Origin of the sequence: Streptomyces sp. TLI_55, from assembly GCF_900206255.1 — a bacterium.
In the GTDB taxonomy this organism is placed as follows: domain Bacteria; phylum Actinomycetota; class Actinomycetes; order Streptomycetales; family Streptomycetaceae; genus Streptomyces; species Streptomyces aquilus.
Genome location: NZ_OAOJ01000001.1, coordinates 1,758,728 through 1,782,503, shown reverse-complemented (window position 1 = coordinate 1,782,503; position 23,776 = coordinate 1,758,728). Strand labels below are relative to the sequence as shown.

Below are 23,776 nucleotides of genomic sequence, written 5' to 3'. Positions count from 1 at the left end.
TGAGGGGCTTCATGCGGGGGTATTTCTGTCGTGCGACAGAAATTAGGGGCCGGTCGGGTCGCGGGGGTTGCCCGGGTGTTGCGGGGCGGTTACCGAGGGCTCACCCCGGCGGCCCCGTCGACGCGTGGATCACCAGGTGGCGCCCTGTGCGAGGATCGAACGCATGGGAGCGACAGGTGGGCGACGGGTCGGCAGGCCGCGGGCCGCGCAGCGGGCGGACAGCGGTCTCGAACCGCGGGCCGAACTCCTCGACGCCGCCGCCGAGTTGTTCACCACCCGCGGCTACGCGGCCACCACCACCCGCGCGGTCGCCGAGCGCGCGGGCATGCGGCAGGCCTCCATGTACCACTACGTCTCCGGCAAGGAGGAACTGCTCGCCCAGCTCCTGGAGTCCACGGTCACCCCGTCCCTGGGCTACGCCCGTGAACTCCTCGCCGACGACGCGACACCGGCCGCGGACCGGCTCTGGGAGCTGTGCCGCGCCGACGTCGAGCTGCTGTGCGGCGGCCCGCACAACCTCGGCGGCCTGTACCTGCTGCCCGAGGTGCGCGCCGAGCGGTTCGCCGGGTTCCGCGCCGTGCGCGCCGAACTCAAGGACGCCTACCGGCAGTTGCTCGCCGCGACCGAGGCCGGCGGCGGGCTCGCCAAGAGCGAGCTCGACCTGCGCACCGACCTGGTCTTCGGGCTGATCGAGGGCGTCATCCTCGTCCACCGCTCCGACCCCGAACGCCCGGTGTCGGTGTTCGCGGAGGCGACGGCCGACGCGGCGCTGCGCATCGCCGGGATCTGAACCCCGTATCGGAAACGGGCCTTCACCCGTCACGGTGAGTGGCTTTCGCATGCCTGTACGCCGTGACGCACCGTGTGCGAATGGCGGCTCAGCGTGCAAATGGAGCCGAGGGTACTCCTCTCGCGGGGGCGATTTCAGGTGCTTGCTGAATATGACACGGCGATGATCCGGTCGGACTAAGCTCGCCCGCAGCGCACCGAGTTGAGATGTATTCGGGCGCTTGTTCCCTAGAAATGCGCCTCCCAGCCGATATGTTTCAGAGGGCCCACATGGTGAGTGTTCAATCCCCACCCGGACGCCGTGAACTTCCCTACGCGCGCGTGCTGTTGCTGCCCGCGATACTGATGGCGGCGGCGACCGGAGCCGCAGCCGCCGCCGTGTCGGAGCCCGCCCGTACGGCCGTCGGCTGGTGCGGCGGCGTCGCCATGCTCCTGGTGCTCGCGGTGGCGACCGAAGCGGTACGCCGCGGCCGGGCCCTGCGTGACCTGCGGGCCGAGCACGCCGGTCACACTGCGTATCTGGAACGCCGGGTCGCCTCCCACGAGGCCGAACTGATCCGCTTCGCCAAGGAGATCGTGCCCAACGCGATCCACCGGTTGCGATCCGGAAATTCGCCCGGTGAGGTGATTCGCCGGATCGGCGACATCGACCCCTCCTACCGCGAACTGCCCGAGTCACAGCTGAGCGTGCTCCACACGATCCTCCAGATCATCGACAGCGAGGAAGCCCTGCGCGACTCCGCACAGCGCAACTTCGTGAGCATCGCCCGCCGCGTCCAGGCCATCGTCCACCAGCAGAACAACGAACTCCGGGAGATGGAGGAGGACCACGGCCGCAACCCCGAGGTCTTCGACGACCTCCTGCGCATCGACCACGGCACCGCGCTGATCGGCCGCCTCGCCGACTCCATCTCCGTGCTCGGCGGCGGCCGCCCCGGCCGCCAGTGGCCCGACCCCGTCCCGCTCTACAGCGTGCTGCGCGGCGGTATGTCCCGCATCCTCGAGTACCGCCGCATCAAGCTGGACTCCATCGCCCAGGTCAACATCCGCGGCATCTCCGTCGAACCGGTCATCCACGCCGTCGCGGAACTCATGGACAACGCCACCCGCTACTCGCCGCCGCAGACCAAGGTCCACGTCACGGCGACCGAGGTGCAGACCGGCGTCGCCGTCGAGATCGAGGACGCCGGCGTCAGCTTCAGCGAGGAAGCACGCAACAAGGCCGAGGGCATGCTGGAGCGGGCCAAGGCCGGCGTCGACCTCCAGGACCTCGGCGACACCCCGCGCCTCGGCCTGGCCGTCGTAGGACGCCTGTGCACACAGTTCAACATGCAGGTCTCGCTGCGCAGTTCGGCATATGGCGGGGTCCGCGCCGTGCTCATCGTGCCGCGCGAGATGATGACCGAGGAGCCCGCTCCCGGACTCGCCCACGGCATCGGCGCCGGTGCCGTACCGAAGACCGAAGGTGCGCTCGAAGGTCCCAAGCGCGCACCCAAGAGGCGGCGCCCCACCAGCCCCCGCATCCCGGCCCATGTGTCCATGGAGGACGAGGTCCCCGAGGTGACCGAATGGACCGCGGGCGGGCTGCCGCAGCGTCGCAGCCGGGTCAAGATCCCGCTCAGCCAGCGGCTCGCCGAACAGGCCGCCATCGAGAAGGCCGAGCGCGAGGGCAAGCCGTCCATCTGGTCGACATCCGCACCCGCCCCCGAGCCGGACGAGAAGGAACCCGCACCCGGCCTGTGGGTCGAAGCGTTCTGGAACGGACTCAAGGGCGCCCCGGACCCGACCGCAGTCACCCAGCAGACCACTGAGCCGGCCCGCATCGAGGCCGACGACGAGAGGGACCATAAGTGATCCAGCAGCGCGCCAACTTCGACTGGATGCTCAAGGATCTCGCCGATGGCGTACCGGGCATCGAGATGATCGTGGTGCTCTCCGCCGACGGCCTGCGCATCGCCCGCCACGGCGGCGACCCGGACGCCGCCGATCGCGTCGCCGCGGCCTGCGCCGGGCTCCAGAGCCTGGCCGGTGCCGTGGCCCACGAGATCCCGGGCAGCGACGGCCGGATGAAGATGGTGCTCATCGAGATCAACGGCGGCTACTTCTATCTGATGGCCGCGGGCGCCAACGCCTACCTCGCGGTCCTGTCCGACGTGGTCGCCGAACCGGGTCTGATGAGCAACAGAATGGCCGACCTGGTGGTCCGGATCGGGGCCCATCTCACCAGCCCGCCCAGGCGCAACGGCCAGACCGTATGACTCCTCCGCAACGCCAGCGGCGACTCCCCAGCCCCGAACTCGTCGAACCGGTCGCCAAACCCGAGGGGGCGGGCGGCGGGAAGCGCCCGCCCGAACGCCTCTACGTGGTCGCGGGACCGGACGGCGAACGCGCCGACCTCGACCTCGTCACGTTAATCGTGGCGCGCGCCGACCCCCCGCCCTCCGCGACGCCCGAGCAGACGGCGATGCTCCGGCTCACCACGGCCCCCCTGTCGGTGGCCGAGCTCTCGGCCTATCTCAACCTGCCGTTCAGCGTGGTGACCGTACTGATCACCGAGATGCTGACGGCCGGACTGGTGCAGGCGCGCGCCCCGATCGTCCGGCAGGCGCTCCCCGACCGTTCCCTTCTCGAAGCGGTGATGCATGGACTTCAAAGGCTCTGACACCATCCCCGGACCACGAACAGAGGATCATCTGCCGCACACGGCCCAGGCCGCGGTGAAGATCGTGATCGTGGGCGGCTTCGGAGTCGGCAAGACGACGATGGTCGGCTCGGTCAGCGAGATCAGGCCGCTGACCACCGAGGAAACCATGACGCAGGCCGGTATCGGTGTCGACGACAACTTCGGCTCCGACACCAAGACGGCCACCACCGTCGCCATGGACTTCGGCCGGATCAGCATCACCGACCAGCTCGTGCTGTACCTGTTCGGCACCCCCGGCCAGGAACGCTTCTGGTTCCTGTGGAACGGTCTGTTCGAAGGCGCGCTCGGCGCGGTGGTGCTCGTCGACACCCGCCGCCTGGAGGTCAGCTTCGACGTCATAGGGCGGCTGGAGGAGCGCGGCGTGCCCTTCGTCGTCGCCGTCAACAGCTTCCCGGACGGGCCGCGTTACCCCATCGCGGACCTGCGCACCGCGCTCGACCTGGCCCCGGACATCCCCATCATGGAGTGCGACGCGCGCCGCCGGGCGTCCAGCCGCGACGTGCTGATGACCCTGATGCGCTTCCTGCACTCGCTCGCCATGACCGGCGCGCTCACCTGACGCCCGACCCCTGACGGGCGCCGCCCCCCGACCTCAACTCCCCTGCAACCGGATCCACTTCGGAGCGACCACAGTGACGCCTGAACCCCACTCCCTGACCGGGGCCGGCCCCCTCGCCGGCCCACCCCCCGGCTGCCCCGCCCACGGCCGCGGCCCCGGGGGGCTGCACCGGCTGTACGGCCCCGACGCGGAGGACCTCGAAGGGCTCTACGAGAAACTCCGCGAGGAACACGGCCCGGTGGCGCCCGTACTGCTCCACGACGACGTCCCCATGTGGATCGTCCTCGGCCACGCCGAGAACCTCCATCTGGTCGGCACGCCCTCGCACTTCTGCCGCGACAGCCGCATCTGGACCCCGCAGATCGAGGGCATGGTCAAGCCCGACCACCCGATGATGCCGCACATCGCCTGGGCGCCCATCTGCTCCTACGCCGAGGGCGACGAGCATCTGCGGCTGCGCGGCGCGGTCACCGGCGCCATGTCGACCATCGACTACCGCGCCATCCGCCGTCACATCAACCGCCACACCCAGCGCCTGGTCAACGAGTTCTGCGAGACCGGCAGGGCCGACCTGATGAGCCAGTTCGCCGAGCACCTGCCGATGGCCATCCTGTGCGAGATCCTCGGCATGCCGGACGAGTACAACGACCGGCTCGTCCAGGCCACCCGCGACCTCCTCAAGGGCACCGAGACCGCCAACGCCAGCCAGGGGTACGTCATGGGCGTCCTCCAGCGGCTCGCCGAACGCCGCCGCAAGGACCCGCAGGACGACTTCGCCAGCCACCTCGTCCTGCACCCGGCGAAACTCACCGACGACGAGGTCACCACCCACCTCTGGCTCGTCCTCATGGCCGCCTACGAGGCCACGGTCAACCTCATCGGCAACGTCATCCGCGTGGTCCTCACCGACCCGGGCTTCCGCGCCCGGCTCAACGGCGGCCAGATGACGGTCCCGCAGGCGGTGGAGCAGTCCCTGTGGGACGAGCCGCCGTTCAGCACCGTCTTCGCCTACTACGCCAAGCAGGACACCGAGTTGGGCGGCCAGCGCATCCGCAAGGGCGACGGCCTGCTGTTCGGCATCGCGCCGGGCAACGTCGACCCCCGGGTACGTCCCGACCTCGACGCCAACATGCAGGGCAACCGCTCCCACCTCGCCTTCGGCGGCGGCCCGCACGAGTGCCCCGGTCAGGACATCGCCCGTGGCATCGCCGACACCGGTGTCGACGCGCTGCTGATGCGGCTCCCGGACGTCCAACTCGACTGCGACGAGGACGAGCTGGAGTGGCGGCAGTCGATCTCCTCGCGGCATCTGGTGGAACTGCCCGTCCGGTTCGAGCCCAAGCCGCAGCAGGACATCATGCAGAAGCCGGGCCACGCGCCGGTGCCGCAGCAGCGGCCGGCGTGGCAGCTCGGCACGGAACCGCCGGAGCCGGCAGCTCCCGTGGCGCCGGTGGCGGCGGAGCCCCGGCCGGCCGCGCCCCCGGCGCCGCAGCCGCCCCTGCCGACGCCCGAGCCCGCGCGGCCGAGGGGCGCCTGGCAGCGGTTCCTGCGCTGGTGGCGGGGCTACTGACCGGCCCAGTCCGCGTAGGAGAACCAGGCCTGCAGCGTCGCGGCGCTGCGGAACCGGTGCTCGACCCCGGTGACCGGATCGGTGAACTCCAGTGAGCGTGCCAGCAGTTGCAGCGGTCGCCGGAAGTCACCGGCCGGCACGGCGTCGGCCACCACGGGGTACAGCGGATCACCGAGGATGGGCAGGCCCAGGGCGTTCATGTGGACGCGCAGCTGATGGGTCTGCCCGGTGGCGGGCAGCAGCCGGTACCAACCCAACTCGCCTCGGTGGTCGATGAGTTCGACCCGGCTTATGGCGTTGGGCTCGCCCGCCACCTCATAGGCGGCCAGCACCCCGCGCTCCTTCACGATCCGGCTGCGCACGGTCCGGGGGAGGGCGAGCGAGGGATCGTACGCCGCCACCGCCTCGTACTCCTTGCGGACCCGCCGCTCGGCGAACAGGGTCTGGTAGGCGCCCCGTTCGCCGGGGCGGACCGTGAACAGCACGAGGCCGGCGGTGAGGCGGTCGAGCCGGTGGGCGGCGCCGAGCGTCGGGATGCCCAGCTCCCGGCGCAGCCGGGCGAGCGCGGTCTCGGTGACATGGCTGCCGCGCGGGGTGGTGGCCAGGAAGTGCGGCTTGTCCGCGACGACGATGTGCTCGTCCCGGTGGACGACCGTCAGCGGGAACGGCACGACCGGCTCGTACGGCAGCTCGCGGTGGAACCACACGTACATGCCCGGGACGTACGCCGCGTCGGGCGGCACGGCCCGGCCGTCCGCGTCGACGACCTGCCCCGCCGTGAACATCCCGTCGACGACCCCGGCCCCCGCCCCGCTGAGCCGCTCCACGAGGTGCTCCCGGACCGTGGTCCACGGCCCCTCGGGGGGCAGCCGCACGCGCACCGGGTCCACCCCCTCGCGCTGGGGGAGGGGAGAGGGCGGAATCCGGTTCTTGCGTCTCATCACCGGCCAGGGTAGATCGTCACGCCGGGGCGACGGCCTCCGCGGCGACCGGCGTACGGGCCTTGTAGGCCCGGTAGGCCACGCCCGCCGCGACGGTCACGCCGAGGAACAGCACCGTGAACCACTGGAACCACCAGTGACCGCCCGCCGGGTCGTACACCGCCGCCCGCGGCCAGGCCAGGTTCACGGCCATGAGGAGGCCGTAGAGCAGGGCCAGGGCGTTGACCGGGACGCCCCAGCGGCCCAGGGAGAACAGGGGCGCGCCCGTCTCGTCCGTGCCGTCGGTGGTGAACCGGCCGCGCAGGCGGGTGACCAGGAGCGGGCCGGTGACCATCGCGTACGCCAGGTACAGCATCACGATGCAGGTCGTGCCGATGGCCAGGAACGCGTCCGGTGAGGCGAAGTTCAGCAGGAGCAGGGCGGCGGCGAGGACGCCGACGACCAGGGCGGGCGCGGTCGGCATACCGGTGCGGGAGTTGACCCGGGCGAGCCGTGCCGAGAAGGGCAGCTGGCCGTCGCGGGCCATGGAGAACAGCATCCGGCAGGCCGCCGTCTGGATCGCCAGGGTCGCCACCGCGATCGCCACCACCACGTCGGCCAGCAGCACCTTGCCGACCCCGTCGCCCAGGCTGCTGGTGAGGACGTAGCTCAGCCCGTCCACCGCGAGGTGCCCGTCGGTGAGGCTGGGCGCCGCCAGCAGGCCGCCCAGCACGATCAGCCCGCCGAGCAGCCCCGCCGCGCCCAGCGCGGTGAGGATCGTCCGGGGAGCGGTGCGCCGCGGATTATGCGTCTCCTCGCTCATCTCGCCCGCGCTGTCGAAGCCGATCATCACGTACGCCGCCGTGAACGAACCGACCAGCAGCGCCCCGAACAGGCCGCTCTGCGCCGCGCCCTCGGTGTGGAAGGTGATGCCCGGCGTGCGCTCGGAGTGCGTGAGCAGCAGGACGACGATGAGGACGGCGCCGATGATCTCGGCGGTCACGCCGACCCGGTTGACGACCGACATCACGCGGTTGTCCAGGATGTTCACCAGCGTCGTCAGCGCCAGCAGGATCACGCCCAGCACCGCCGCGTTCGCCGCGCCGTCCGTGGACGTCACCGCCGGGTCGGTGCCGACGAGTTGGAAGCCGGACCAGATCGCCGGGAGCACCAGCTGCAGGGCCAGGGCCGCCGCCGCGACCACCACGATCTGCCCGATCACCATGATCCAGCCGGCGAACCAGCCGAAGGTGAGGTTCGACAGCCGGGACGACCACTGGTAGATCGCGCCCGAGATCGGATAGCGCGCCGCCAGCTCCGCGAAGCAGGCGGCCACCATCAGCTGCCCGAGCAGCACCGCGGGCCAGGCCCAGAAGAAGACGGGGCCGCCGAACGCGTACCCGAAGGCGAAGAACTGGAAGACGGTCGTCAGGACGGAGATGAAGGAGAACCCGGCCGCGAACGAGGCGTATCTGCCGAGGCTGCGGTGCAGCTCCTGGCGGTAGCCGAACTCGGCGAGGGAGCGGTCGTCGGGGGAGTGCGGTGGATCGGGGTGGACGTCGGACGGGGTGGTGGTCGTCACGGAGGCACCTGCCTTCGACGTGGAATTCCTGTCAGGCGACAGAAATTAAGGAGAGGCTGTTTCGCCCCGATGACGCGGCCATGTCGAGGACGGTCCCAACTCCTCACGCCCTTGCGTGGAGCGCTCAAACGCGATACATCGTGTCTATTGACGGCTCTCCGTAGATCGCGATATGTTCGGCTACGGATATTCGGATGCGGGTGAGGATGCGAGGTGGATCGGGACCATGCGGCGACGCAAGCTCCGCAACCCCCTGGCGCTCGCCGTGCTGGCGACGCTGTGGCAGAAGCCGATGCATCCCTACGAGATCGCCCAGACCCTGCGCCGCCAGGGCAAGGACTCCAGCACGAAGATCAACTACGGCTCGCTCTACACGGTCGTGCAGAGCCTCGAGAAGCACGGCTTCGTCGAGGTCACGGACGTGGAGCGACAGGGCAACCGCCCCGAGCGCACGGTGTACGGCATCACCGCGGCCGGCCGCCAGGAGACCACCGAGTGGATGTCGGACCTGGTCGCCTACCCGGCCAAGGAGTACCCGATCTTCGAGACCGCGCTCTCGCTGCTCGGCGTGCTGCACCCGGACGACGTGGTGACCCTGCTGGAGGAGCGGCTCGAAGCCCTGCTGGTCAAGGCGGCCGCCGACCGCGGCGCGCTGGAGAAGCTGTCGGAGACCCTGCCCCGGCTCTTCCTCGTGGAGAACGAGTTCCAGCTCCACATGGTGGAGGCGGAGGCGGAGTGGGTCCGCGGCTTCCTCGACGAACTCAAGGCGGGCGCACTGCCCGGGATCGAGGAGTGGAAAGCCCTGCACGAGACGTGATCTGAACCGGCAAGAACACAAGAACAGGCCCCGGCACGGCTGTTGCAGCAGCGGTGCCAGGGCCTCGAACCCCGAGCTGAATCCGCCGTGAGGCACATCCAGGCGATCGAGGTGCGGCACACCCAGGATAGCCCGGTGCCCCTCCAGCGGATCAGCTGTCATCCGCTCACCCAGGAGAGCACCTGCCATGAACACCCGTGCGCCCGCAGTCGAGGCGCGTCAGCTGATCAAGACCTACCCCGGTGACGTCACCGCCCTCAACGGCATGGACCTCACCGTCGAACCCGGCACGGTCTTCGGGCTCCTCGGCCCCAACGGCGCCGGCAAGTCCACCACCGTCAAGATCCTCACCACCCTGGCCCGCCCCGACTCCGGCGCCGCCACCGTCGCCGGCCATGACGTGCTGCGCCACCCGGACCGGGTCCGCCGCGCGATCGGCGTGGTCGCCCAGAACTCCGGCGCCGACCCCGTCGCCACCGGCCGCGAGAACCTCCGCCTCCAAGGGCGGCTCCACGGCCTGAAGGGCGCCGACCTCGACCGCCGGGTGACCGGGCTGCTCGACCGCTTCGCCCTCGCCGACGCGGCGAACCGCCCGGTCAAGGGCTACTCCGGCGGCATGCGACGCCGACTGGACGTGGCCCTCGGGCTGGTGCACCGCCCCCAGGTCCTCTTCCTCGACGAGCCCACCACCGGCCTCGATCCGCAGGTCCGCGGCGCGATGTGGGACGAGATCGGCCGGCTCGCCGACGAGGAGGGGCTGACCATCCTGCTCACCACGCACTACCTCGAAGAGGCCGACCGGCTCGCCGAACGCGTCGCGATCGTCGACCGCGGCCGGGTCGTCGTCGAAGGCACCCCCGACGCCCTCAAGGGCGAACTCCGCGGCGACGCCGTCCACCTGGAACTGCGCGCCACGGTCGGCGAGGCCGGCCGTACGCTGCTCAAGGGCGCCCTCGGCGGACTGCCGGGCGTGCACGAGGTGGTGGTCGACGGCCACCACGCCAGCGTCCGCGCCGACGACGGGGCGGCCGCGATGCCCACCCTGCTCGGCGCCCTGGAGCGGGCCGGGGTCGGCGTCGCCGCCGCGACCGTCGCCCGCCCCTCGCTCGACGACGTGTACCTCCGCTACACCGGCCGCCGCTACACGCAGACCGACGAACTCGTCCTCGCGGGAGGTGAGCGATGAGCACCGCCGTCTCCCAGACCTGGTACATGACGCAGCGTCAACTCATGGTGTTCGTGCGGCAGCCCGCCTTCGCCGTCATCACGCTGATCCAGCCGGTCATCTGGCTGTTCCTGTTCGGCAGCCTGTTCCGCCATGTCGTCGAGCTCGGTGGCTTCGGCACCACCTCCTACCTCGACTATCTCGTCCCGGGCGTGGTCGTGATGAGCGCGCTCAGCTCCAACATGTGGGCCGGGATGACCACCCTCGACGAGATCCAGCGCGGCACCCTCGACCGCTTCCTGACGACGCCGGTCAGCCGGGCCGCGCTGATGAACGGCAACGTCGTCAACAACGGCCTGGTCACCGCCCTGCAGTCGGTCGTCATCGTGCTGCTCGGGCTGCTGGGCGGGGCGGACTACCCCGGCGGGATCGCGGGCGTCGCGGTGCTGGTGCTCGCCTCGGTCCTGCTCGGCACGGTCTTCGGGGCGTTCTCCAACGCGCTGGGGATGCTGGTGCGGGAGCGGGAGTCGATCATCGGCATCAACACCTTCCTGCTGCTGCCGCTGACGTTCCTGTCCTCCGCCTTCATGGCACCGAGCCAGATGCCGTCCTGGATCCGGCACGTCGCCGACTTCAACCCGCTCAACTGGGCGATGGTGGCCGGTCGTTCGGCACTGTCGGAGAACCCGGACTGGGGGGCGGTGCTGGTGCGCGGCGGGGCGCTGCTGGGGCTCGCGGTGGTGGCCGTGTGGCTGTCGATACGGACGTTCAGGTCGTATCAGCGGTCGGTGTAGCGGGAAAAGCGAGGGAGGGCGCCGCGGCGCCCTCCCGAAGACCGCTCACTGCTGAGCTACGCCGCCGGCGTGCCCTCCTGCTCGCTCTCGATCCGGGCGTTCCACTCCCGCTTCGAGGCCTGCCAGCCGTCCTCGTTGTGGCCGAGCCGCCAGTAGCCGGAGATCGACAGGTCCTCGCGGGGGATCTCCCGCTCGACCCGCAGCAACTGCCGCAGCTCCTTCACGAAGTGCGCCTCGCCGTGCACGAACGCGTGCACCCGCCCCTCGGGGAACTCCAGCGCCCGCACGGCCTCGGTCAGCGCCTCGCCGACCGGGCGGTCCCCGCGGTGCAGCCAGACGACCTCCACATCGGAGTCGATCTTCTGCTCCTCCTCGGGACCGGCCACCTCGACGAAGGCGTACGCGGTGACGCCGTCGGGCAGCGCCTCCAGGGAGCGGGCGATCGCGGGCAGCGCGCTCTCGTCACCGGCGAGCAGATGCCAGTCGGCGGCCTCGTCGGGGGCGTAGGCACCGCCCGGGCCCATGAAGTGAACGGTCTCGCCCGGCTGGACCCGCATCGCCCACGGACCGGCGAGGCCCTCGTCGCCGTGGATCACGAAGTCAAGGGTCATCTCGCCGTGCTCGGCATCCCAGTGCCGGACCGTGTAGGTCCGGGTCACCGGCCACTGCTCGCGCGGGAACTCCTCGCGGATCCGCTCCACGTCGAAGGGCTCGGGGTAGACGGCACCCCCGGCCGGGAACAGCAGCTTCACGTAATGGTCGGTGCAGGTGTCCGCCGCGAACTCGGCGAGCCCCTCGCCACCGAGCACCACTCGCTGCATGTGCGGGGTCAGTCGCTCGGTGCGGACGACCTGCGCGGAATGTGGCTTGCGCGGCTTGCGTCCCGGTCGTTCTGCCATGGCGGCCTCCCTGCTTCCATGCTTAGGCTTACCTAAGTTAGCATCTCACCCCTGCGTCACGCCCCTTGTCCGAAGGCAAGATTGGGCCAAGACCGAGAACGCCGATCCCGGCCGCTGAGAAGGTAATTCGCCCAGCGGGAAAGATGATTTACGGTGCCAGGGTCGTCAGCAGCCGCTTCAGCGAGCCGCCGAGGCCCCAGCGGGCGCCCAGCTCCTCCACCGCCGCCGGGTCGCGCGGACCGCGCGGCAGGGTCGTGTCGACGTCCGGCAGCGGGACGTCGTCCGCGACCCGGACGACCTTCGGCGCCACCGCGACATACGGCCGGGACTCGTCCAGGCGCTTGCGCTGCGACGGCGTGAGCTTCGCCTTCGGGTCGTCGACCGCCGCCATGATCCCGGCCAGGTCGCCGAACTCGGCCAGCAGCTTGGCCGCCGTCTTCTCCCCGATGCCGGGCACTCCCGGCAGGCCGTCGCTCGGGTCGCCGCGCAGCAGCGCCAGATCCGCGTACCCCCGCCCGTCGACCCCGTACTTCTCGCGCAGCCACGCCTCGTCGGTGAGCTGGAGCGTGCCCACGCCCTTGAGCGGGTACAGCACGCGGATGCCGCGGGCGTCGTCCACCAGCTGGTAGAGGTCGCGGTCGCCGGTGACGATGTCGACCGGGCCCTTGGCCCGCCCGGTGAACGTGCCGATCACGTCGTCCGCCTCGTACCCGGCGACGCCCACGCGCGCGATGCCGAGCGCGTCCAGGACGGCCTCGATGACCGGCACCTGCGGCGACAGCGTGTCCGGCACCTCCTCCTCGTCCGGCCCCGCCTCGTGCTCCTCGGCGACGCGGTGGGCCTTGTAGGAGGGGATCAGGTCGACCCGCCACTGGGGGCGCCAGTCGGCGTCCATGCAGGCCACCAGCTCATCGGGGCGGTGGTCCTTGACCAGGCGGTCGATGAACTCCAGCAGCCCGCGCACGGCGTTCACCGGCGTGCCGTCCGGGGCCTTCACGGACTCCGGGACGCCGAAGTAGGCGCGGAAGTAGAGCGAGGCGGTGTCGAGAAGCATCAGTCGTCCGGTCACGCCTCGCATCATGCCGTACGGCACCGACAGTCACCCGTCGACGCGGGTCAGCAGCCAGCGCCAGCGCGGTTGTTCGGTGACGAGGGTCGCGGCGGCCAGTACGGACACCGGAACCGCCGCCCACACCGGCCAGGCCCACCACGCCGCCACCACCGCCGCGACGAGCTGCAGCAGCACCAGCAGGATCGTGACCGCGCCGGGCACCGGGACGATCACCTGCGCCTTGTCGCCCGGGGTGGAGAACACGGTCGGCAGACCGATCAGAATCGCCACCGCGAGAATCGCGAGCGCCCAGGAATGCGGGGCCAGCGCCCAGGGCGTGGCGACCCACGCCACCAGCTCCGTCGCGAAGCGCAGCGCCGACGCGCCTCTGTCGTCCGGTCGTTCCACAGTCGTCCCCCCAGCATCCATGTGAAGCGTCGACGGTGATCCTACGGACCGCAGGGGGTGATCGTACGGAATGGTTGTGAACTGAACCACTTACCGGTTTGTCCTGGTCGGCCGGGGGCAGGCGCGGCCACTGACCCCCGCCCCCGATGCAAGAGGTACGCGTGTCTTCCAGGCTTGAGGCCGAACATCTCTACAAGGTGTTCGGCAGACGACCGAGTGAGGCAGTCGAGAGGCTGCGCAGTGGAGCCGACCGGGAGGAGCTGCGCGCCGACGGCACGACCGCCGCCGTCATCGACGCCTCCTTCACCGTGGACCCGGGCCAGATCTTCGTCGTCATGGGCCTGTCCGGTTCCGGCAAGTCGACGCTGCTGCGCATGCTCAACGGGCTGCTGGAACCGACCGCGGGACAGGTCCGCTTCGACGGCCAGGACCTGACCGCCCTCGGCGCCCGCGACCTGCGCGAGGTCCGGGCCCGCAAGATCAGCATGGTCTTCCAGCACTTCGCGCTGTTCCCGCACCGCAGTGTGCTGGAGAACGCCGCCTACGGTCTCGCCGTCCAGGGCGTGGCCAAGGCCGAACGCGTCAAGCGTGCCACCGAGGCCCTGGAGCTGTGCGGCCTGGCCGGCTGGGAGAAGTCCTGGCCGGACGAGCTGTCCGGTGGCATGCAGCAGCGCGTCGGCCTCGCCCGCGCCCTGGCCACCGACGCCGACCTGCTGCTGATGGACGAGTCCTTCAGCGCCCTGGACCCGCTGATCCGCCGGGACATGCAGGACCAGCTGCTCACGCTCCAGCAGACCCTGAAGAAGACCATCGTCTTCATCACCCACGACCTGAACGAGGCCATGCGCCTCGGCGACCGCATCGCCGTCATGCGCGACGGCCGCATCGTCCAGAACGGCACCGCCGAGGACATCCTGGTCCGGCCCGCGAACGACTACGTCGCCTCCTTCACCAAGGACGTCGACCGCTCCAAGGTGCTCACGGCGTCCGCCGTGATGGACACCGACGTACGCGGCGACGAGACCGACTGCGGCTGTGCGGGCGACTGCGAGACCGTCACGCCCGACACCCCGTTCACGGAACTCTGTGCCGTCAGCGCCCGGACGACCCATCCGGTGGCCGTCGTCGACGACGAGCGGAAACTCGTCGGAGTGGTCCCGCCGCAGCGGCTGATCGGCTTCCTCGGCGAGCAGCAGGAGCGGGAGGCCGCTCATGCCTAGGATTCCGCTCGGCGACTGGGTCAACGACGCCGTCGACTGGCTGCTCGCCCACATGGGCTGGCTCTTCGACTTCCTCAAGACCGTCTTCACCAGTACCTACGACGGCATCGACGCCGTCCTCCAGGCGCCCGCACCGCTGCTCCTCGCGGGCATCTTCGCCGTGCTCGCCTTCTGGCTGCGCGGCACCCTCGCCGGTGTCCTCACTTTCGCGGGGTTCGCCTTCATCGACTCCCTCGAACTGTGGGACGACGCGATGGTGACCCTCTCGCTCGTCCTCGTCGCCACGCTCATCGCGCTGGTGGTCTCGGTGCCGGTGGGCATCTGGGCGGCCCGCTCCGAGCGGGTCGGCGCCCTGGTCCGGCCGGTGCTGGACTTCATGCAGACACTGCCCGCGATGATCTACCTCATCCCGGCGATCCTGTTCTTCGGCACCGGCGCCTCCGCGGGCATCGTCGCCACCCTGATCTTCGCGCTCGCCCCCGGCGTGCGCATGACCGAGCTGGGCATCCGCCAGGTCGACAAGGAACTGGTCGAGGCGGCCGAGGCGTTCGGCACGACTCCCAAGGACACCCTGCTGCGCGTCCAGCTCCCGCTCGCCCTGCCCACCGTCATGGCGGGCGTCAACCAGGTCATCATGCTGGGCCTGTCCATGGCCGCGATCGCCGGCATGGTCGGCACCGGCGGCCTCGGCGGCCGGGTCAACGAGGCCATCGGCCAGCTCGACGTCGGCCTCGGCTCCGAGGCGGGCGTCGCGATCGTGATCCTCGCGATCTACCTCGACCGCATGACCGGCGCCCTCGGCACCCAGGTCTCCCCGCTGGGCCGCCGCGCCGCCGCCAAGGCCCGCGCGGCACAGGGGCTGAAGATCTGGTCGTACCGCCCCCGTCCCCAGGTCGCCGTGGTCGGCATCGTGATCCTGGCCCTCGTGGCGGGCGGCATGGGCATCTTCGGCGGCAAGAGCGACAGCGCGGTCCCGGTCGCCGACGCCAAGAACGTCGGCCAGGGCGAGAAGGTCCGCATCGGCTACGTCCCCTGGGACGACGGCGTCGCCTCCACCTTCCTGTGGAAGGAGATCCTGGAGGAGCGCGGCTTCCAGGTCGAGGCCAAGCAGCTCGACGCGGGCCCGCTCTACACCTCCGTGGCCTCCGGCAACGTCGACTTCATGACAGGCGCCTGGCTGCCGACGACCCACGAGCAGTACTGGAAGAAGTACGGCGACCGGCTCGACGACCTGGGCGCCTGGTACGACAAGACGTCGCTGGAGCTGAGCGTCCCGTCGTACATGAAGGGCGTGGACTCCCTCGACGACCTCAAGGGCAAGGCCTCCGAGTTCGACGGGAAGATCACCGGCATCGAGTCCAGCGCCGGTGAGATGGCCCTGCTGAAGAGCAAGGTGCTGGGGGCGTACGGCCTCGACAAGGACTACAAGGTCGTCGACAGCTCCACGCCCGCGATGCTCGCCGAGCTCAAGCGCGCGTACAGCAAGAAGGAGCCGATCGTCGTCACGCTCTGGTCGCCGCACTGGGCGTACAACGACTACGACCTGAAGAAGCTCAAGGACCCGAAGGGGGCCTGGGGTTCCGGTGACGGCATCCACACCGTCGCCCGCAAGGGCTTCGCCGCGAAGAACCCCGTCGTCGGCAAGTGGCTCAAGGACTTCAAGCTCGACGAGAAGCAGCTCACCAGCCTCGAGGCCGAGATCAACAAGGCGGGCAAGGGCGAGCAGCAGGACGCCGTCCGCAGCTGGCTCAAGAGCAATCCGGGCGTCGTCGACAAGCTGGCCCCGGTCGCGAAGAGCGCGGCCGCGCCCGCCGAGGCCAAGAACCCGATCGACGTCGCCTGGTTCCCCTGGGACGAGGACATCGCCGTCACCCACCTGTGGAAGAACGTCCTGGAACGGCGCGGCTACAAGCTCAACCTCAAGCAGATGGACGTCGGCCCCGTCTACACCGGCCTCGCCTCCGGCGACCTCGACCTCAACTTCGACGCCTGGCTGCCGTACGCGCAGGCGAACTACTGGCAGAAGAGCAAGGACCGCCTGGCCGACCTCGGCACCTGGTACGAACCGACCTCGCTGGAGGTCGCGGTCCCGTCGTACGTCAAGGGGATCAAGACCTACGAGGACCTCAAGGGCAAGGCCGACCTCTTCGGCGGGAAGATCATCGGCATCGAACCGGGCACCGGCGAGATGAACCTCCTGAAGAACAAGGTCCTGCCCGGCTACGGCCTCGACAAGGAGTACGACGTCGTCGACGGCTCCACGCCCGCGATGCTGACCGAGCTCAAGCGCGCGTACGCTGAGAAGAAGCCGGTCGCCGTCGTGCTCTGGTCGCCGCACTGGGCGTACAGCCAGTACCACCTCACCAAGCTGACGGACGGCAAGAAGCTCTTCGGCGAGGGGAACACGATCCGCACGATCGCCAACGAGAAGTTCCCCGAGCAGTACCCGCGGCTCACCAAGTGGATCAAGGGCTTCCATCTGAGCGAGGGCGAGCTCGGCACCCTCGAGGGCGAGATCAACGCGCACGGCCAGGGCCACGAGGACGAGGCCGTGGACGCCTGGCTGAAGAAGCACCCGGACGTCGTGGAGCGGATGACACCGCGATAATCGCGACGATAAGAAATCGGACAACCACATACAGCTACGTCGTCACCTGAGCCTCATCCGGCCGTCGTGGTCAGGCCGTTCGGCCTGACGGAGGAATCCCCTCACACGGCGGCCGGAGAGCTGATCTACTGGCTTGAGTTGGCGAGATCGCCCGCACCTGGTTTACGGCAATGTGACGGGCGCGTGAAACGGTTTGCCGAACATGCGTAGGGTGCAGACAACTCAACAGAGACGTGTTCAGCGAGCGATGCCGAGCGACGAGCGAAGGAGGGAGCCGGAGCGATGGGCGACCACAAAGAACAGCCCCTGCGGGTGGGCGCGGCCGTACGGCGGCGGCGTCGCGCGCTGGAGCTCACCCTCGCCGTCGTGGCCGAGCGCAGCGGCCTGTCGGTCCCCTTCCTGAGCCAGATCGAGAACGAGCGGGCGCGCCCCAGCACCAGCTCCCTGGAGAAGGTCGCGGACGCCCTGCGCACCACCGCCGTCGAACTCCTCGCCGCCGCCGACCCGGCGTGCAGCGTCGACGTCGTGCGCGCCGACGACCCCGAGCCGGCGACGCCCGGCCCCCGGGCCCGTTCCCTGGTGCGCGGCCATCACCAGATGCACGCCCAGGAGTTCACCGGCGACCATGACGCGGGCCGTGAATTCCAGTACCGCAACGACCAGTTGATGTATGTCGCCGACGGCGCGGTGGAGATCGAGGCGGAGGGCCGGGCGTACCGGCTCGGCCGCGGCGACACGCTCTACCTCACCGGTGGCGTCCGGCACCGCTGGCGGGCGACCGTGTCGGACACCCGGCTGGTCGTCGTCGCCGTCGCGGAACACATCGAGGCGGTCCAGGACCGGCGCCGCCCGTGAGGGTCGTCTCCCTCGTCCCGTCCCTGACGGAGGCGGTGGCCGAGACCGTCCCCGGCGCGCTGGTCGGCGTCACCGACTGGTGCACGCATCCGGCCGGCCTGGACGTGACCAGGATCGGCGGCACCAAGAACCCCAAGCTCGACCGGATCCTCGACCTCGCCCCCGACCTGGTGATCGCCAACGAGGAGGAGAACCGCGCTCCCGACCTGGCGGCCCTGCGCGAGGGTGGCCTGGACGTCCTGGTGACCGAGGTGCGGACCGTCCCGCAGGCCTTCTCGGAGCTGGCGCGGGTGGTGGCGGCCTGCGGGGCGCCGGCCCGGCCGCGCTGGCTGGACGAGGCGGAGGAGACCTGGGCGACGCTGCCGCCCCCGGAGCGGCGGGTACGGGCCGTCGTACCGATCTGGCGCCGCCCGTGGATGGTGCTGGGCCGGGACACCTTCGCGGGCGACGTGCTGGCCCGCCTGGGCGTGGACCACCTGTACGCGACCCACGCCGACCGTTATCCCCGCATCCCACTGCCCGAGTTGCGGGCGTCGCGCCCCGACCTGGTGGTCCTGCCGGACGAGCCGTACGCCTTCACGGCGGACGACGGCCCGGAGGCGTTTCCCGGCATCCCCTGCGCCCTGGTCAGCGGCCGGCACCTCACCTGGTACGGCCCCTCCCTCAGGGAAGCGCCAGGGGCCCTGGCCGAGGCCCTGCGAGCAGCTCACCGCTGACGAGTCCCCGTACGGTGTGCAGGGCGGCGACACCCCAGGCGGCGACGAGGACGGCGTACAGCCCGACCGCGAGCCCGTCGAAGGCGACCAGCCCGGTGTGCCGGGCCAGCCCCTCCGCCCCGGTGACACAGGTCCCCACCGGGAACGTGAACGCCCACCAGGTCATCGCGAACCCCATGCCCGCCCGGCGGGCCCGCACGACGTGCGCGACGGCGAGCGCGCACCAGAGCAGGGCGAAGCCCATGACGGGGACCCCGTAGAGCACGGCGAGGACCGAGAAGCCGCCGCTGTACGGGGCGGGGACGACACCGGGGGCGATGTCCGCGAACTTGTCGACGGCGGTGGTGGACTGCCCCAGCGGGCCGAGCACGAGGAACAGGGTCGGGGTGAGGGCGAGCGGCAGCGGCCCGCCGGTGATCAGCCGGGCGAAGACGAGGGGCAGCATGAGCAGCGTCGCCAGCAGCGAGAGGCCGAACAGGGCGACGCAGGCCAGCAGCAGGGTCTCCTGGGCCTGACCGGCGGGCAGATGGGGCACGAGGAGCGGGCCGAGCGCCGCGGACACCATCGGCGCGACGAGCGGCAGCAGCCACACGGGGGTCGCCTGTCCCGGCTCGATGCGATGGCGTACGGCCATGAGGTACGGGACGGCGACGGCGGCCGCGAGTCCGACGGCCGTTCCGGCGGTGAACAGCACGGCGTCGAGCGCCACCGCCGCCTTGGTGCCGATCCAGTCGGAGCCGACGGTGAGGGCACCGCCGCCGACGGCGAGCAGGGCCATGGCCAGGCAGCCGTAGAAGGGCGCCATGGCGGGGTCGAGGAGGTGGGCGCGGGCCTGGTCGCGGTGGTGCGTCCAGTGCAGGGCGCGGGCGCAGAGGAGGGCGAGGAGGACGACGAGCGAGAGCGCCCAGACGCCGGTGAGGGCAGGGCGCAGGCCGGGGAGAGAGACGGGAAGTGCGGCTCCGGCGGTGGCGACGACGGCGGTGCCCATGACGGTGGCGTACCAGTTCGGTCCGAGGTGACGGACGGCTGTGGCGCGCGGGGGACGTGCGGTGGCACGGAGGGGGTGGAGAGGCTGGGCTGCGGTGACCATGCTGCGAGCGTCGCCCGGTTCGGCGCTCCCCACCAGGGACGATCTTTCTATGGGGACATAAACTGGGCTTATGAGCAGTGCGCAGCCTGATCCCTCGTCGTCCCCGGTCGCCGCCTCCCTGGCACACCGGGTGCCGGACCTCGGGGCGCTGGAGCTGCTGCTCGCGGTGGCGCGGCTCGGCAGTCTCGGGGCGGCGGCCCGCGAGGTCGGCATCACCCAGCCCGCGGCGAGCAGCCGGATCCGGTCCATGGAACGCCAGCTGGGCGTGGCGCTGGTGGACCGCTCGCCGCGCGGTTCCCGGCTGACGGACGCCGGGGCGCTGGTCACGGACTGGGCGCGGCGGATCGTGGAGGCGGCGGAGGCCTTCGACGCGGGCGCGCAGGCGCTGCGGGACCGGCGGGACTCGCGGCTGCGGGTGGCGGCGAGCATGACGATCGCGGAGTACCTGCTGCCGGGCTGGCTGCTGGCGCTGCGCGCCCAACGCCCCGACACCGCCGTGTCGTTGCTGGCGGGCAACTCCGCGGCGGTCGCGGCACGCCTGCTGTCGGACGAGGCGGACCTCGGCTTCGTGGAGGGGCTCACGGTCCCGACGGGCCTCGACTCGGTCGTCATCGCCCACGACCACCTCATCGTCGTCACGGCCCCGGCCCACCCGTGGGCCCGCCGCCGACGCCCGCTGGCCGCGGCGGAGCTGGCGTCGACGCCGCTGATCCTGCGGGAGAAGGGGTCGGGGACGCGGCAGGTCCTGGACGCGGCGCTGGGCGGTCTGGCCCGCCCGCTGATCGAGCTGTCGTCCACCACGGCGGTGAAGGCGGCGGCCGTGAGCGGGGCGGGTCCGGCGGTGCTGAGCGAGCTGGCGGTGGGGGAGGAGCTGGCGATGCGCCGACTGGTACGGGTCCCGGTGGCGGACGTCTCCCTGGCCCGCGACCTCCGAGCGGTGTGGCCGACGGGCCACCGACCGGTGGGCCCGGCACGGGATCTGTTGTCGCTGACGCGGGGGTAGGGACCTTCCTCACGAAGCGGCTGTGACCAACCCCCGCACCACCCGCAGATCCTCGCCCATCTCCGGATGCCACTGCACCCCCAACACCCAGTCGGCGGTGGGCAGTTCCACGGCCTCCACCGTCCCGTCCGCCGCGTGCGCCGACGCCGTCAGGCCGGTGCCCAGGCGGTCCACGGCCTGATGGTGGTACGTCGGTACCGACGTCTCCTCCGGGACGACATCCGCGTACAGCGTGCCCGGCACCGGCTTGACCGTGTGCCGTCCGAAGACGCCGACCACCTCCGCGTGGCCGTCGATGTGCTGGACGAGCGTGCCGCCGAGGGCGACGTTGAGGAGCTGCATGCCACGGCAGATCCCCAGAAGAGGGACGCCCGCCGCCAGGGCCGCGTCGATCAGCGCCAGCTCCCACGCGTCCCGTTCCCGTGCGGGCGGGCCGGTGCGGGGCTCGCGCTCGGCGCCGTAGTGGACCGGCTCGACGTCCGGACCGCCCGCGATCACCAGCCCGTCGAGGCGGGCCACGGACGCGGCGGCGTGCTCCGGCGCGTCCGGCGGCAGCATCGCCACCAGCCCGCCGGCCCGCTGCACCAGGCGCGGGTACCCGACGGGCAGCAGCGCCGCCTCCAGCTCCCACACGCCCCAGCGCGCCCCGGCCTCCAGATACGTACTGATGCCGATCAGCGGCCTGCCCGCCATACGCCCTCCCGCACCGCAATGGATTACCCGCATACCTTTGCCGATACCTTCGCCGAGCCGGGCCCGGTACGGCAAGAGCACGCCGGTCGCGGAGCCCGTACGGCAAGAGCACGCCGGTCGCCGGCCTACGCCAGGAACCCCCTGAGCAGCGCGGCCGTGCCCCCGCAGTGCTCCCGCATCATCTCCCGCGCCCCGTCCGCGTCCCCGTCGAGGACCGCCTCCACCAGCGCGCTGTGCTGGCGCTGCGAGTGCTCCAGGTTCCGCACCAGGAGCGGGATGCAGTCCAGCAGGTCGTTCACCGTGGCCCGTACCGCCGCGTACTGCGCGGTCAGCGTCGGCGAGCCGCACAGCTCGGCCAGCGTCAGATGCAGCAGGGTGTCCAGGCGCCGGTAGTCGGTCAGCGGAGCGTCCTGCGTGCGGGCCAGCGCCTCGCGCAGCCGGTCCGCCTGCTCGTCCGTCAGTCCGTGCGCCGCGCACAGCCCCGCCGCCCCGACCTCCAGCACCTCCCGGAAGCGCAGGACGTCCTCGATGTCGACCTCGGCGATCCGCCGCCGCAGCTCGCCCTCGCCGAGGTCGCCCGCGGTCGCGCGCGGCAGCACGAAGGTGCCGCCGTACCGCCCGCGCCGCGACTCGACCAGCCCCTGGTCCTGGAGGACCTTCAGCACCTCGCGCAGCGTCACCCGGCTGATCCCGAGCCGCTCCGCCAGCTCCCGCTCGGCGGGCAGCCGCTCGCCCCCCGGCACCAGACCCAGCCGGACGACCTGGAGGATCTGCTCCAGCGCTTCCTCGAACCCGTTGCCCGCCCGCACCGGCCGCAACACCGGCGTCAGACGGTCCTCCAGCCGGCCCTCCAGACCGCCCTCCGGATCCAGCGACATCCCGCCGCACCCCCTTCCCAAGCAATGGTTCTCCGCAATACCTTATGGCTTCCGGCCCGGCCGAAAACAGCGCAGAAGCCGAAGGAGCCTTCCCGTGGCAGACCGCACACCCCCGCTGAGCGTCGAGGAACTGCACGCCCTCGTCGCGAGCGGTGAGATCGACACCGTCGTCCTGGCCTTCCCCGACATGCAGGGACGACTCCAGGGCAAGCGGTTCGCCGCCCGCTTCTTCCTCGACGAGGTACTCCACCACGGCACCGAGGGCTGCAACTACCTCCTGGCCGTCGACACCGAGATGAACACCGTCGACGGCTACGCGATGTCGTCGTGGGACCGGGGGTACGGCGACTTCGCCATGCACCCGGACCTGTCCACCCTCCGCCGCGTCCCCTGGAACGCCGGCACCGCCATGCTCATCGCCGACCTCGCCTGGGAGGACGGCTCCCCGGTCGTCGCCGCACCCCGCCAGATCCTCCGCCGCCAGCTGGAGCGGCTCGCCGAGCACGGCTACACCGCCCAGGTCGGCACCGAGCTGGAGTTCATCGTCTTCAAGGACACCTACGAACAGGCCTGGGACGCCAACTACCGCGGGCTCACCCCGGCCAACCAGTACAACATCGACTACTCGGTGCTGGGCACCGGCCGGATCGAGCCGCTGCTCCGCCGGATCCGCAACGAGATGGCCGGCGCGGGGCTGACCGTCGAGTCCGCCAAGGGCGAGTGCAACCCCGGGCAGCACGAGATCGCCTTCCGCTACGACGACGCCCTCGTCACCTGCGACCAGCACGCCATCTACAAGACCGGCACCAAGGAGATCGCCGCCCAGGAAGGTGTCTCGATCACCTTCATGGCCAAGTACAACGAGCGCGAGGGCAACTCCTGTCACATCCACCTCTCCCTCGCGGACGCCGCCGGCAACAACGCCATGGCCGCGGACGGCGGCATGTCGGAGGTCATGCGGCACTTCCTCGCCGGGCAGCTGGCCGCGCTCAGGGACTTCTCGCTCCTCTACGCGCCCAACATCAACTCGTACAAACGCTTCCAGCCCGGCTCCTTCGCCCCGACCGCCGTCGCCTGGGGCCACGACAACCGCACCTGCGCGCTGCGGGTCGTCGGCCACGGCCGCTCGATGCGCTTCGAGAACCGGCTGCCGGGCGGCGACGTCAACCCGCACCTAGCGGTCGCGGGCCTGGTCGCGGCCGGGCTGTACGGCATCGAACAGAAGCTGGAGCTGCCCGAGGCGTGCCTCGGCAACGCCTACACCGGCGAGTACGAGCACGTCCCCACGACCCTCCGCGAGGCCGCCGAGCTCTGGGAGAACAGCCCCATCGCCAAGGCCGCCTTCGGCGACGAGGTCGTCGCCCACTACCGCAACATGGCGCGCGTCGAGCTGGACGCCTTCGACGCCGCGGTGACCGACTGGGAGCTCCGCCGCTCCTTCGAACGCATGTGAGA

At 71.0% G+C, this 23,776-nt stretch carries 23 protein-coding genes; 15 read left to right on the top strand and 8 right to left on the bottom strand.

Annotated elements, in window-relative coordinates; all coding sequences use genetic code 11:
* The first annotated feature begins 163 nt into the window (after positions 1 to 163).
* The 6 genes from CRP56_RS08315 (at position 164) to CRP56_RS08290 (ending at position 5,622) form a co-directional block, all read left to right on the top strand.
* Positions 164 to 790, top strand: a complete 627-nt coding sequence (locus CRP56_RS08315) for a TetR/AcrR family transcriptional regulator (RefSeq protein ID WP_179850969.1) — start codon at positions 164 to 166, stop codon at positions 788 to 790.
* Positions 791 to 1,059: 269 nt separating this feature from the next.
* Positions 1,060 to 2,643 (top strand): sensor histidine kinase, encoded by a 1,584-nt coding sequence (locus tag CRP56_RS08310; RefSeq protein WP_097261756.1) that lies wholly within the window; start codon positions 1,060 to 1,062, stop codon positions 2,641 to 2,643.
* Complete coding sequence (locus CRP56_RS08305) at positions 2,640 to 3,047, top strand: roadblock/LC7 domain-containing protein (protein WP_097261753.1); 408 nt, start codon at positions 2,640 to 2,642, stop codon at positions 3,045 to 3,047. The genes CRP56_RS08310 and CRP56_RS08305 overlap by 4 nt, the downstream gene beginning before the upstream one ends.
* The gene (locus CRP56_RS08300; protein ID WP_097261751.1) at positions 3,044 to 3,451 is read left to right on the top strand and encodes a DUF742 domain-containing protein; all 408 of its coding nucleotides are present in this window, start codon (positions 3,044 to 3,046) and stop codon (positions 3,449 to 3,451) included. The genes CRP56_RS08305 and CRP56_RS08300 overlap by 4 nt, the downstream gene beginning before the upstream one ends.
* On the top strand, positions 3,432 to 4,052 hold the full coding sequence (locus CRP56_RS08295) for a GTP-binding protein (protein ID WP_097261748.1): 621 nt from the start codon (positions 3,432 to 3,434) through the stop codon (positions 4,050 to 4,052). The genes CRP56_RS08300 and CRP56_RS08295 overlap by 20 nt, the downstream gene beginning before the upstream one ends.
* Before the next feature lie 73 nt (positions 4,053 to 4,125).
* On the top strand, positions 4,126 to 5,622 hold the full coding sequence (locus tag CRP56_RS08290) for a cytochrome P450 (RefSeq protein WP_097261746.1): 1,497 nt from the start codon (positions 4,126 to 4,128) through the stop codon (positions 5,620 to 5,622).
* On the opposite strand, the gene CRP56_RS08285 is transcribed toward CRP56_RS08290, so the two are convergent.
* Together CRP56_RS08285 and CRP56_RS08280 are read right to left on the bottom strand one after the other, a co-directional pair.
* Entirely contained in the window at positions 5,616 to 6,563 is a 948-nt protein-coding gene (locus CRP56_RS08285; RefSeq protein WP_097273841.1) for an RluA family pseudouridine synthase, read from the bottom strand. The two genes, CRP56_RS08290 and CRP56_RS08285, sit on opposite strands and share 7 nt — an antisense overlap.
* 19 nt (positions 6,564 to 6,582) lie before the next feature.
* Positions 6,583 to 8,124: an amino acid permease gene (locus CRP56_RS08280; RefSeq protein ID WP_097261744.1), complete on the bottom strand. Its 1,542-nt coding sequence runs from the start codon at positions 8,122 to 8,124 to the stop codon at positions 6,583 to 6,585.
* Positions 8,125 to 8,350: 226 nt separating this feature from the next.
* On the opposite strand from CRP56_RS08280, the gene CRP56_RS08275 reads away from it, so the two are divergent.
* The 3 genes from CRP56_RS08275 to CRP56_RS08265 all read left to right on the top strand — a co-directional run bounded on the left by CRP56_RS08275 (position 8,351) and on the right by CRP56_RS08265 (position 10,900).
* Positions 8,351 to 8,941: a PadR family transcriptional regulator gene (locus tag CRP56_RS08275; protein ID WP_097261742.1), complete on the top strand. Its 591-nt coding sequence runs from the start codon at positions 8,351 to 8,353 to the stop codon at positions 8,939 to 8,941.
* Between the two features lie 187 nt (positions 8,942 to 9,128).
* Positions 9,129 to 10,127 (top strand): ATP-binding cassette domain-containing protein, encoded by a 999-nt coding sequence (locus CRP56_RS08270; RefSeq protein ID WP_097261739.1) that lies wholly within the window; start codon positions 9,129 to 9,131, stop codon positions 10,125 to 10,127.
* Complete coding sequence (locus tag CRP56_RS08265) at positions 10,124 to 10,900, top strand: ABC transporter permease (RefSeq protein ID WP_097261737.1); 777 nt, start codon at positions 10,124 to 10,126, stop codon at positions 10,898 to 10,900. Before CRP56_RS08270 ends, CRP56_RS08265 begins: the two co-directional genes overlap by 4 nt.
* Before the next feature lie 56 nt (positions 10,901 to 10,956).
* On the opposite strand, the gene CRP56_RS08260 is transcribed toward CRP56_RS08265, so the two are convergent.
* The 3 genes from CRP56_RS08260 to CRP56_RS08250 all read right to left on the bottom strand — a co-directional run bounded on the left by CRP56_RS08260 (position 10,957) and on the right by CRP56_RS08250 (position 13,258).
* A complete protein-coding gene (locus CRP56_RS08260; protein WP_097261735.1) occupies positions 10,957 to 11,799 on the bottom strand; it encodes a siderophore-interacting protein in 843 nt (280 codons plus the stop codon).
* A gap of 148 nt (positions 11,800 to 11,947) precedes the next feature.
* A complete protein-coding gene (locus CRP56_RS08255) occupies positions 11,948 to 12,877 on the bottom strand; it encodes a 5'-3' exonuclease (protein WP_257041901.1) in 930 nt (309 codons plus the stop codon).
* A 21-nt stretch (positions 12,878 to 12,898) separates the two neighbouring features.
* Positions 12,899 to 13,258: a hypothetical protein gene (locus tag CRP56_RS08250; RefSeq protein ID WP_257040231.1), complete on the bottom strand. Its 360-nt coding sequence runs from the start codon at positions 13,256 to 13,258 to the stop codon at positions 12,899 to 12,901.
* Positions 13,259 to 13,419: 161 nt separating this feature from the next.
* Here CRP56_RS08250 and CRP56_RS08245 point away from each other — a divergent pair, with 161 nt between their 5' ends.
* The 4 genes from CRP56_RS08245 to CRP56_RS08230 all read left to right on the top strand — a co-directional run bounded on the left by CRP56_RS08245 (position 13,420) and on the right by CRP56_RS08230 (position 18,657).
* A complete protein-coding gene (locus CRP56_RS08245) occupies positions 13,420 to 14,478 on the top strand; it encodes a quaternary amine ABC transporter ATP-binding protein (protein ID WP_097273839.1) in 1,059 nt (352 codons plus the stop codon).
* Positions 14,471 to 17,086 (top strand): ABC transporter permease/substrate binding protein, encoded by a 2,616-nt coding sequence (locus CRP56_RS08240; RefSeq protein ID WP_097261729.1) that lies wholly within the window; start codon positions 14,471 to 14,473, stop codon positions 17,084 to 17,086. Before CRP56_RS08245 ends, CRP56_RS08240 begins: the two co-directional genes overlap by 8 nt.
* Before the next feature lie 282 nt (positions 17,087 to 17,368).
* Positions 17,369 to 17,941 carry a helix-turn-helix domain-containing protein gene (locus CRP56_RS08235; protein WP_079309904.1) on the top strand — a complete coding sequence of 191 codons (573 nt, stop codon included), beginning with the start codon at positions 17,369 to 17,371 and terminating at the stop codon, positions 17,939 to 17,941.
* Complete coding sequence (locus CRP56_RS08230; RefSeq protein ID WP_097261726.1) at positions 17,938 to 18,657, top strand: helical backbone metal receptor; 720 nt, start codon at positions 17,938 to 17,940, stop codon at positions 18,655 to 18,657. The genes CRP56_RS08235 and CRP56_RS08230 overlap by 4 nt, the downstream gene beginning before the upstream one ends.
* Here CRP56_RS08230 and CRP56_RS08225 read toward each other — a convergent pair.
* Entirely contained in the window at positions 18,605 to 19,747 is a 1,143-nt protein-coding gene (locus CRP56_RS08225) for a TDT family transporter (RefSeq protein WP_097261723.1), read from the bottom strand. The genes CRP56_RS08230 and CRP56_RS08225 overlap by 53 nt on opposite strands.
* 70 nt (positions 19,748 to 19,817) lie before the next feature.
* Between CRP56_RS08225 and CRP56_RS08220 the strand changes: the two genes are divergently transcribed.
* A complete protein-coding gene (locus CRP56_RS08220) occupies positions 19,818 to 20,750 on the top strand; it encodes a LysR family transcriptional regulator (RefSeq protein WP_097261721.1) in 933 nt (310 codons plus the stop codon).
* Between the two features lie 9 nt (positions 20,751 to 20,759).
* Here the strand turns inward: CRP56_RS08220 and CRP56_RS08215 are convergent, their stop codons facing one another.
* Together CRP56_RS08215 and CRP56_RS08210 are read right to left on the bottom strand one after the other, a co-directional pair.
* Positions 20,760 to 21,443, bottom strand: coding sequence for a gamma-glutamyl-gamma-aminobutyrate hydrolase family protein (locus CRP56_RS08215; protein WP_097261720.1), 684 nt, complete (start codon positions 21,441 to 21,443; stop codon positions 20,760 to 20,762).
* Positions 21,444 to 21,568: 125 nt separating this feature from the next.
* Positions 21,569 to 22,321, bottom strand: a complete 753-nt coding sequence (locus CRP56_RS08210; protein ID WP_097261719.1) for a FadR/GntR family transcriptional regulator — start codon at positions 22,319 to 22,321, stop codon at positions 21,569 to 21,571.
* Between the two features lie 94 nt (positions 22,322 to 22,415).
* On the opposite strand from CRP56_RS08210, the gene CRP56_RS08205 reads away from it, so the two are divergent.
* Positions 22,416 to 23,774, top strand: a complete 1,359-nt coding sequence (locus CRP56_RS08205) for a glutamine synthetase family protein (protein WP_097261718.1) — start codon at positions 22,416 to 22,418, stop codon at positions 23,772 to 23,774.
* Positions 23,775 to 23,776 lie beyond the last annotated feature (2 nt).

Excerpts from the sequence above, each read along its gene's own strand:
- CRP56_RS08275 (WP_097261742.1), top strand. The coding sequence starts at position 8,351 with ATGCGGCGACGCAAGCTCCGCAACCCCCTGGCGCTCGCCGTGCTGGCG.
- CRP56_RS08265 (WP_097261737.1), top strand. The coding sequence starts at position 10,124 with ATGAGCACCGCCGTCTCCCAGACCTGGTACATGACGCAGCGTCAACTC.
- CRP56_RS08295 (WP_097261748.1), top strand. The coding sequence starts at position 3,432 with ATGGACTTCAAAGGCTCTGACACCATCCCCGGACCACGAACAGAGGAT.
- CRP56_RS08315 (WP_179850969.1), top strand. The coding sequence starts at position 164 with ATGGGAGCGACAGGTGGGCGACGGGTCGGCAGGCCGCGGGCCGCGCAG.
- CRP56_RS08270 (WP_097261739.1), top strand. The coding sequence starts at position 9,129 with ATGAACACCCGTGCGCCCGCAGTCGAGGCGCGTCAGCTGATCAAGACC.
- CRP56_RS08260 (WP_097261735.1), bottom strand. The coding sequence starts at position 11,799 with ATGGCAGAACGACCGGGACGCAAGCCGCGCAAGCCACATTCCGCGCAG.
- CRP56_RS08220 (WP_097261721.1), top strand. The coding sequence starts at position 19,818 with ATGAGCAGTGCGCAGCCTGATCCCTCGTCGTCCCCGGTCGCCGCCTCC.
- CRP56_RS08210 (WP_097261719.1), bottom strand. The coding sequence starts at position 22,321 with ATGTCGCTGGATCCGGAGGGCGGTCTGGAGGGCCGGCTGGAGGACCGT.
- CRP56_RS08235 (WP_079309904.1), top strand. The coding sequence starts at position 17,369 with ATGGGCGACCACAAAGAACAGCCCCTGCGGGTGGGCGCGGCCGTACGG.
- CRP56_RS08300 (WP_097261751.1), top strand. The coding sequence starts at position 3,044 with ATGACTCCTCCGCAACGCCAGCGGCGACTCCCCAGCCCCGAACTCGTC.
- CRP56_RS08310 (WP_097261756.1), top strand. The coding sequence starts at position 1,060 with ATGGTGAGTGTTCAATCCCCACCCGGACGCCGTGAACTTCCCTACGCG.
- CRP56_RS08215 (WP_097261720.1), bottom strand. The coding sequence starts at position 21,443 with ATGGCGGGCAGGCCGCTGATCGGCATCAGTACGTATCTGGAGGCCGGG.
- CRP56_RS08285 (WP_097273841.1), bottom strand. The coding sequence starts at position 6,563 with ATGAGACGCAAGAACCGGATTCCGCCCTCTCCCCTCCCCCAGCGCGAG.
- CRP56_RS08240 (WP_097261729.1), top strand. The coding sequence starts at position 14,471 with ATGCCTAGGATTCCGCTCGGCGACTGGGTCAACGACGCCGTCGACTGG.
- CRP56_RS08225 (WP_097261723.1), bottom strand. The coding sequence starts at position 19,747 with ATGGTCACCGCAGCCCAGCCTCTCCACCCCCTCCGTGCCACCGCACGT.
- CRP56_RS08255 (WP_257041901.1), bottom strand. The coding sequence starts at position 12,877 with ATGCGAGGCGTGACCGGACGACTGATGCTTCTCGACACCGCCTCGCTC.